Here is an 8,043-nt window from a genome sequence, read left to right as displayed (position 1 = left end):
GTACTGTAGGATTGAATGATGCGACAGTTGCAAAATATATTCGAGAGCAGGAAATGCACGATATAGCAATGGATAAAATGAGTGTAAAAGAGTACGCAAATCCATTCTCAGAAGCAGAGCAACAGGCGTATAAACAAGAAAAAGTAAAGAGAAAGAAATAGTAAAAAATAAAGCCCTTTGAGGGCTGGCGAGAGTCAAAAGCGATAGCTTGAACGAAGTGAAAGCAGCGCCTTGAGACGCGAGCTGGTAGTAAAGGCTTATAGCCGCAGAGAAAACCACGCCTTTTAGACGTGGTTTTTATTTAGGTAGCGAAAAATTTGTTTTAGCGTTTGTTGGATTCGTTTGGGATGCTCACAATCGAGTTTGGAGCCATCATGAAATGTGATTGTGCAAGTGGATTCAAAGTAAGTGACATCTTTAATATTGGCATAATTGATCCAGATACAGTCATGTGCTTTTTTCGATTTGTTGGGAAAGTAGATCTCCTTTCTTGAAATGGATACAACAACAGGAATATATTTTTTTACTTTCATTTGATAGACAAAGGCTTCTTGTCTTCCTTTAAGGGTGGATCCGTTTAATAAGCATTTTTCGTTTAGATAATTTTGCGTGCTTAAACTCTTGTAGTATAGCTTTTCATCTTCTTTAACAGTGCAAACAGTACTGGATTTGTATTCGTAGTATAAATAGTTCATACATACTATGATACGATTCCAATGTGAAAAAGACATAAAAAAAAGAAAGTTTCTTAAAAAACTTTCTATAACCATGAAATTGTATTTTCTGTACCCTTTTTGATTTTTTCAATGTTTGTTCGATGTCTGTAAATCACAAGAACTGTCATTAGCCAGCTTGCGACAATAACTGAAATACTTTCTACGTTGAATCCTAGCATCAATGCCGTAATGTATAAGCTGCTTGCGATGGCTGCACACATACTTGCCAAAGATACATATTTAAATAGATATAGGACAACTAGAAACATGCCAAATGGTACAAGTAAGTAACTTGCGTCTTGAAATAAGAAAATGCTTGTAGAGAATAAGAAGCCAAACATTGTACTAACAGCTTTTCCACCATGGAATTTTGCGAAGACTGGATAACAATGTCCGATGCAGCAGGCTAGTCCTGTCCAGATACCGGCAACTTTCGATACTTGGGTTGCGATCGCAATCGCAAGAACAACTTTTAATACATCAAACACAATGACAGAAATTCCCACTTTCTTTCCAAGAACTCTTCCTGCGTTCGTTCCACCTAGATTTCCTGAGCCATATTGGCGAATGTCTGTATGATAGAAAACTTTACCAATGATCAATGCGAAGGGTAAAGATCCTAATAAGTAACCTAATAAAATACATAAAATAGTTTTCATCTCTTCCACCTCAAAATTCATTTTAGCAGTTTTGATCCACTTAGTCGAGAATTGTATGGAAAAATTAATAATTTGACATAAATAGTGTGGATTTAAAATATATATTCAAAAATGAGCATTGAAACTCAACTTAATGAATTTAGGTACAATCAAGAAAGTGTGATGGGAACTCTTGAAATGGTTTAAGTATGAGGTATGTAAAGCACCCGAAATGTACATGTATAGTGTCTATATAGCGTGTATAATGAGATGGATTTGACGGAATTTATGTGCACTTTTTTTGATTTGTTGATATAATAAAAATTACGTTGGAAAGTAGGGATAGTATGCCAAAACAACAATATGATGAAAGTAGTATCGTTATTTTAGAAGGTTTGGATGCCGTAAGAAAGCGTCCAGGAATGTATATTGGATCTACCGATTCAAAGGGTTTGCATCATCTAGTATGGGAAATTGTCGATAATGCGATTGATGAAGCTTTAAATGGCTATGGCGATGAAATCACAATTACACTAGAAAAAGATGGCAGTGTTACAGTAGAAGACCACGGGCGTGGAATGCCTGTTGGAAAACATAAATCAGGGGTGAGTACACTTCAAGTTATTTTTACCATTCTGCATGCTGGTGGTAAATTTACAAGTCATGGAGGCTATACAAGTGCTGGAGGATTGCATGGTGTAGGTGCAAGTGTTGTGAATGCTCTTTGTACATGGTGTAAAGTTATGGTACATGATGGAAAAGATGTATGGAGTATGACATTTGAAGATGGGGGAAGTAAGATTGGAAAACTTGAAAAAGTAGGAAAAACCAATCATACCGGAAGTATTGTTTCCTTTAAACCGGATCCGTCTATTTTTAAATCGCTTCACTTTTCATATTCAACCATTTGTGAAAGAGCCCAAGAAGATGCTTTCTTATTAAAAGGGTTAAAAATGATTGTACGCGATAAGCGAAAAGAAGAAAGAGAAGTCGTTTACCAATATGAAGATGGATTAAAAGCCTTTATTGAAGAAGTGAATCAAGATCATACGCCAATGCATGATCCAATTAGTTTTAGAGGTGAAAGTAACCAGATCATTGTAGAAGGATGTTTCCAATATACAGATGAATATCAAGAGAACATTTTCTCATTCACAAACATGGTTCGCACGCGTGATGGAGGATCTCATGAAACAGGGGCGAAACAAGCTTTTACGAAAGTCTTTAATGAATATGCTCGTAAGAATGGTTTCTTAAAAGAAAAAGATAAAGGATTTGATGGGAATGATGTCAGAGAAGGTTTGACATTAGTTATCAATCTGACAATTCCAGAAGATTATCTACAATTTGAAGGGCAGACCAAAGAAAAGTTAGGCACACCAGAAGCTAAGCCAGCAACAGAAACGGTGGTATCGGAAAACCTTCGTTACTTCTTGGAAGAAAATAAAGAGGTTGCCAATGCTCTAGTACGTAAGATCATCAAGGCAGCTCAAGCTCGTAATGCCGCAAGAAAAGCGCGTGCCGATATTCGTAATGGAAAAGGAAAGAACCGTTCGGAAAGAGTGTTATCTGGAAAGTTGGCATCGGCTCAAAGTAAGGATGCCAGAAGAAAAGAATTATATCTAGTCGAAGGGGATTCTGCGGGTGGTTCTGCAAAACAGGGGCGTGATTCAAAATACCAAGCGATTCTTCCTTTGCGTGGTAAAGTATTGAATACAGAAAAGGCAAGTCTTGAAGCTATCGAAAAGAATGAAGAATTAAATACCATTATTCATGCCTTAGGTGCTGGTGTAGGTGCAAATTTTACAGTTGAAGATTCAAACTACTATAAAGTCATTATCATGACCGATGCCGATGATGATGGAGCTCACATTCAAAACTTATTATTGACATTCTTCTATCGTTATATGCGTGATTTAATTACGCATGAAATGTTGTATATTGCCTTGCCACCACTATATCGGATTGCCAAGGCGGGTAAAGAATACTATTTATATACAAATGAAGAATTAGATGAGAAAAAAGCCGAATTAAAAAATGGTTACACCATTACACGATATAAAGGTCTTGGTGAAATGAATGCCACTCAGCTTTGGGACACCACAATGAATCCTGAATCAAGAACTTTACTTTGTGTGACCATTGAAAATGCGATGATGGCTGAAAAAAGAGTGACTGAGTTAATGGGAGATAAGGCAGAGCTTCGCCGTAACTGGATCGAAGACAATGTTGTATTTACTCTAGAAGATGATTATAAGGAGGTAAATGCGTGAAAGAAAAAGAAGTAAAACATAATGTTTTAAAGAATTCTTTAGAAGATATCATGGCCGATCGTTTCGCCAGATATTCTAAATATATTATTCAAGAGCGTGCTTTACCAGATGCAAGAGATGGCTTAAAGCCAGTACAAAGACGTATTTTATATGCGATGTATGAAGATGGGAATACTTACAACAAGCCATATCATAAATCCGCAAAAACAGTCGGTAACGTCATTGGTAACTATCACCCTCATGGGGATAGCTCTGTATATGATGCGATGGTTCGTATGTCACAAAATTGGAAGATTACTAATCCTTTAATTGACATGCAAGGAAACAATGGATCTATCGATGACGATCCGGCAGCTGCGATGCGTTATACAGAAGCGCGTTTAGCCAAAATCAGTGATTTCTTGTTGCAGGACATTGATAAAGATACAGTGGAATGGGCACCCAACTTTTCCGATGAAAAGATGGAACCCACTGTACTTCCTGCTCGCTTTCCTAACTTATTAGTCAATGGTATTACAGGTATTGCAGCTGGATATGCTACAAATATTCCACCTCACAATTTAAATGAGGTGGTTCAAGCAAGTATTTATCGTATTTCACACCCCGATTGTTCATTAGAAGAATTGATGCAGTTTGTGAAAGGCCCTGACTTTCCTACAGGCGGCATCGTGATGGGACTTGACGGAATCAAACAAGCCTTTCAAACAGGTCGTGGACGTATTTTAATTCGTTCGAAAGTGGAAATTGTACCAACACGTACAATTAAGCAAATTGTGATTCATGAGATTCCTTATGAAGTAATCAAGTCGAACTTGGTAAAGAAAATTGATGAGATTCGTTTAAACAAAAAAATCGATGGCATTTTAGATGTGCGTGACGAAAGTGATCGTACGGGATTAAGAATTGTCGTGGATCTTAAAAAAGATAGTAATGATGAACAGATCTTAAACTATTTATATAAAAATACAGATCTTCAAATATCATACAATTACAACGTCATTGCGATTGTGAACAAGGCACCCGTACAAATGTCATTAGCCATGATGTTAGATGCCTTTATCAACCACAGAGAAGATGTAGTGATTCGTAGAAGTAAATATGATTTAGCCTCTAAAAAAGATCGTGCACACATATTAGAAGGCTTGATCAAAGCTGTAAGTGTAATGGATGAGATCATTCGTATCATTCGTAAATCAAAAGATAAGGCCCATGCCAAAAAGAATTTGATTGAACGTTTTGACTTTACAGAAAAACAAGCAGAAGCCATTGTCGTAATGCGCTTATATCGTTTAACAAATACAGATGTTAAAGAATTAAAGGCAGAATTTAAACAACTACAATGTGATATTGCCGAATTAGAAAAAATCATTTCAGATAAGAATGAACTTCATAAAGTCATGGTGGAAGAATTAGAAAAGGTGAATGAAGAATTTAATACACCTCGTCTTTCGGATATTGTACATGAAGTGAAAGAAATCGTAATTGATGAAAAGGCTATGATCTCCAAAGAAGAATGTATGATCACAATTACGCGTGATGGCTATATCAAGCGTGTATCTATGAGAAGCTATAATGCTTCTAGTGAATCCATGACACAACGAAAAGATACAGATTCATTAGTGTGTTACGGAGCGAGTCATACATTACAGACATTAGTTTTCTTCACAAACCGTGGTACATATGGATATATTCCGGTTTACCAGATAGAAGAGGCAAAATGGAAAGATTTGGGTGGTCATATCTCAAATTATATTAAGATGGATTCAAGTGAAAAAATTATCGCAGCCTATGTATTGGATTCCTTTAAAACAGGAGTTCATGTCATAAGTGCAAGTCGTCATGGTATGATCAAGCGTACCGAATTAAAAGAATTTGAAGTTTCACGTTCTAATAAAACAATGGCTTGTATGAAGATTGGGGCTATGGACGAAATGATTAGTGTATCTTTATCTTATAAACCAGATGATCAAGTCATTCTAGTAAGTGAACAAGGCTATGGCTTGATGTATCCAGTTGAACAAATTCCGTTGGTTTCAAATAAATCCAAAGGTGTGAAGGCGATGAATCTATCAAAGGATGATTGCGTAGCTTCTATTTGTGTCAGTCAAAATCGTGAGGAACAAGTCTTAGTTTCTACGACAACCCTTTCTTTAAAGCGTATGAAACAAACGGAGATTGCGCCATTAAATCGTCCGGCGAAAGGAAATCGTATTTGTAAGTTAGTGAAGTCCAATCCGAATGTTATATTAAATGTACATATGGTCGATTTAAAAACACCATTTGAAATTTATACAGAAGATATTATGCGTTTTGAGGCAAAAGAAATCAGTTTGATGAATGCCCAAGCTACATTCTCTTCACCACTAGGCAAAGTAGACAAGTTTGAGTGGGTCTCACCACTTGAAAATGTTACGGATGGTTCTTGGATCAAACAAGATGATTTTGAACAACCATCTTTATTTGATGAGGAAAAAGCATGAGTAAACAACAAGCTAATTTAGTATGCCTTTTGGTTGCGGCCATTTGGGGTGGCGGGTTTATTGCGACCGATGCAGCTTTGCGGACATTTGATCCTTTTACTGTTTTAATGATTCGCTTTCTTGGCGCTAGCATCGTTAGTATTATTGTATGTTTAGTCAGTCGTGTAAAGATTTCAAGGGAAGCCTTATTTCGTGGAAGTATTTCAGGTGTTTTAATGTACTTAGCTTTTGCGTTTCAAACCTTCGGCTTATTCTTAACGAATACAGGTCAAAATGCCTTTTTAACAGCTGTCAACGTCGTTCTTGTACCCTATATTGTATGGCTGTTATGGAAAAAGAAACCGAGCAATCGTCAACTTGCGGCAAGTGTTGTTTGTCTTGCAGGAATTGCCTGCCTAAGCTTATCTAAAGGGTATTTCTCATTTAGTTTTGGCGATAGTTTATCTTTAGCATGTGCCTTCATCTTTGCGTGTCACATCATATCTCTAGAGTATGCGACAGAAAATTTGAATTCAATTGCGATCAATGCTGTACAAATGAGTGTTGCGGCTATCCTTTCGATTCCACTGGCCTTAAGTTTAGAAACGATACCACAAACAATCACTGCACATGCGTATATGAGTTGTGCTTATATGATCGTAGTGGCAACGTTCTTGGCATTTCAACTTCAGACTTTGGCACAAAAATATACAGATGCATCGAGTGCGAGTGTTCTTTTATGTACAGAATCCTTATTTGCGAATGTATTTGGATTCTTATTGTTGCATGAAGAGAAAAGTCCAATTATGGTTTTAGGGGGACTTTTGATCTTTGTTTCCATTATTTTAACGGAATATAGTGGTCAATTCATATTGTCAAAATCCCAAAAAGATAGTAGAATAGATGAGTAGATAGTGAGGTTGACTAAAACATGGTTTCATCAATTTTATATACGATAGTGGGAGCCATCATTGGTGGCTTGGTTACTTTCTACTTCACTCGTAAGAAGTTTGAAAAAGAAATTAAAGAAAATCCACCAATTAATGAAAAGATGATTCGTGCAATGTTCTTACAAATGGGACGTAAACCTAGTGAAGCACAGATTCGTCAAATCATGAAATCGGTAAACGCAAACCGTAAATAATGATAAAGTGTCTTATGACACTTTTTTTCTTTTCCTAGGTTGTTTGCGTAATGAAAGTTTTGGTTATATAATAGTAATAAATAAGTTATTGTTTTAGAAGAGGTTTTTATGAAAGATTTTGATTCCAGTCGCATCTATCAAATACTAGGCGATGAATTTAAAAACATCTATATTGTGGATTGTGAAGATCAACAAATTCATACTTTTAAGGAAACATTGGAGTTACCTGGTTTCTCGTCATGTACGAGTTATAACGATGCGATGAATCAATATATTGATGATCGTGTTTACGACAAGAATCGTGACATGTTACGAATGGCTCTTTCATTTAACTCTTTATTTTCTAGGTTAGAAAAAACGGAGCATTTTAATGTTCATTACCAATCTAAAAATAATTCGGAAGTTCATTTTATGTACTCACACTTTGGGCGTGTAATGGAAGATGGTCGATTAAGGCAAATCATCATTGGTTTTGCGAATGAAGATTTGGATATTCGTAGAAACACTATTGATATGTTTAATAATTCATTGCCTAGTAATGTGGTTAAAAGAAAAGTATTGATTGTCGAAGATAATGAAATCAACCGGGAAATTTTAAAGGTAACTTTAGAAGATGATTATGATGTACTTGAAGCTGTAAATGGAGAAGAAGGATTAAATATCTTATCTCAATACTATAAAGATATAGGCTTAACAGATACATTGGTGATTTGTTAATATAACTGACATTAATGATGTCTATTTAAGATTTATTGTATAGGTGTAAACGAAAGAGAGACTACACTTATGACAAGAACTTCAAAATATTTAAAC

7 protein-coding genes and 1 pseudogene are annotated in these 8,043 nt (G+C 35.9%); 6 read left to right on the top strand and 2 right to left on the bottom strand.

Annotated features, from left to right (window positions below):
* Positions 1-161: pseudogene (locus FYJ55_RS09850) on the top strand (IS200/IS605 family transposase); the annotation flags it as partial.
* Positions 162-284: 123 nt separating this feature from the next.
* On the opposite strand, the gene FYJ55_RS09845 reads toward FYJ55_RS09850, so the two are convergent.
* Together FYJ55_RS09845 and plsY are read right to left on the bottom strand one after the other, a co-directional pair.
* Positions 285-695, bottom strand: a complete 411-nt coding sequence (locus tag FYJ55_RS09845; protein ID WP_195836723.1) for a competence protein ComK — start codon at positions 693-695, stop codon at positions 285-287.
* Between the two features lie 65 nt (positions 696-760).
* Positions 761-1,375 carry a glycerol-3-phosphate 1-O-acyltransferase PlsY gene (gene plsY / locus FYJ55_RS09840; RefSeq protein ID WP_154556673.1) on the bottom strand — a complete coding sequence of 205 codons (615 nt, stop codon included), beginning with the start codon at positions 1,373-1,375 and terminating at the stop codon, positions 761-763.
* A 326-nt stretch (positions 1,376-1,701) separates the two neighbouring features.
* On the opposite strand from plsY, the gene parE reads away from it, so the two are divergent.
* The 5 genes from parE (at position 1,702) to FYJ55_RS09815 (ending at position 7,947) form a co-directional block, all read left to right on the top strand.
* Complete coding sequence (gene parE, locus FYJ55_RS09835) at positions 1,702-3,627, top strand: DNA topoisomerase IV subunit B (protein WP_154556672.1); 1,926 nt, start codon at positions 1,702-1,704, stop codon at positions 3,625-3,627.
* On the top strand, positions 3,624-6,107 hold the full coding sequence (gene parC, locus FYJ55_RS09830) for a DNA topoisomerase IV subunit A (RefSeq protein ID WP_326831867.1): 2,484 nt from the start codon (positions 3,624-3,626) through the stop codon (positions 6,105-6,107). The genes parE and parC overlap by 4 nt, the downstream gene beginning before the upstream one ends.
* Complete coding sequence (locus FYJ55_RS09825) at positions 6,104-6,997, top strand: DMT family transporter (protein WP_154556671.1); 894 nt, start codon at positions 6,104-6,106, stop codon at positions 6,995-6,997. The genes parC and FYJ55_RS09825 overlap by 4 nt, the downstream gene beginning before the upstream one ends.
* A 20-nt stretch (positions 6,998-7,017) precedes the next feature.
* Positions 7,018-7,230, top strand: coding sequence for a YneF family protein (locus tag FYJ55_RS09820; RefSeq protein ID WP_154556670.1), 213 nt, complete (start codon positions 7,018-7,020; stop codon positions 7,228-7,230).
* 108 nt (positions 7,231-7,338) lie between these two features.
* Entirely contained in the window at positions 7,339-7,947 is a 609-nt protein-coding gene (locus tag FYJ55_RS09815) for a PleD family two-component system response regulator (RefSeq protein ID WP_195836722.1), read from the top strand.
* The last annotated feature ends 96 nt before the right edge of the window (positions 7,948-8,043 follow it).

The sequence above is a fragment of the Holdemanella porci genome, assembly GCF_009696075.1.
Taxonomy (GTDB): Bacteria; Bacillota_I; Bacilli_A; order Erysipelotrichales; family Erysipelotrichaceae; genus Holdemanella; species Holdemanella porci.
This window is presented reverse-complemented; position numbering and strand designations above follow the sequence as displayed.

Bases quoted from the DNA above. Each gene is read 5' to 3' on its own strand.
- FYJ55_RS09845 (WP_195836723.1), bottom strand. From the start codon at position 695: ATGAACTATTTATACTACGAATACAAATCCAGTACTGTTTGCACTGTT.
- plsY (WP_154556673.1), bottom strand. From the start codon at position 1,375: ATGAAAACTATTTTATGTATTTTATTAGGTTACTTATTAGGATCTTTA.
- parE (WP_154556672.1), top strand. From the start codon at position 1,702: ATGCCAAAACAACAATATGATGAAAGTAGTATCGTTATTTTAGAAGGT.
- FYJ55_RS09825 (WP_154556671.1), top strand. From the start codon at position 6,104: ATGAGTAAACAACAAGCTAATTTAGTATGCCTTTTGGTTGCGGCCATT.
- FYJ55_RS09820 (WP_154556670.1), top strand. From the start codon at position 7,018: ATGGTTTCATCAATTTTATATACGATAGTGGGAGCCATCATTGGTGGC.
- FYJ55_RS09815 (WP_195836722.1), top strand. From the start codon at position 7,339: ATGAAAGATTTTGATTCCAGTCGCATCTATCAAATACTAGGCGATGAA.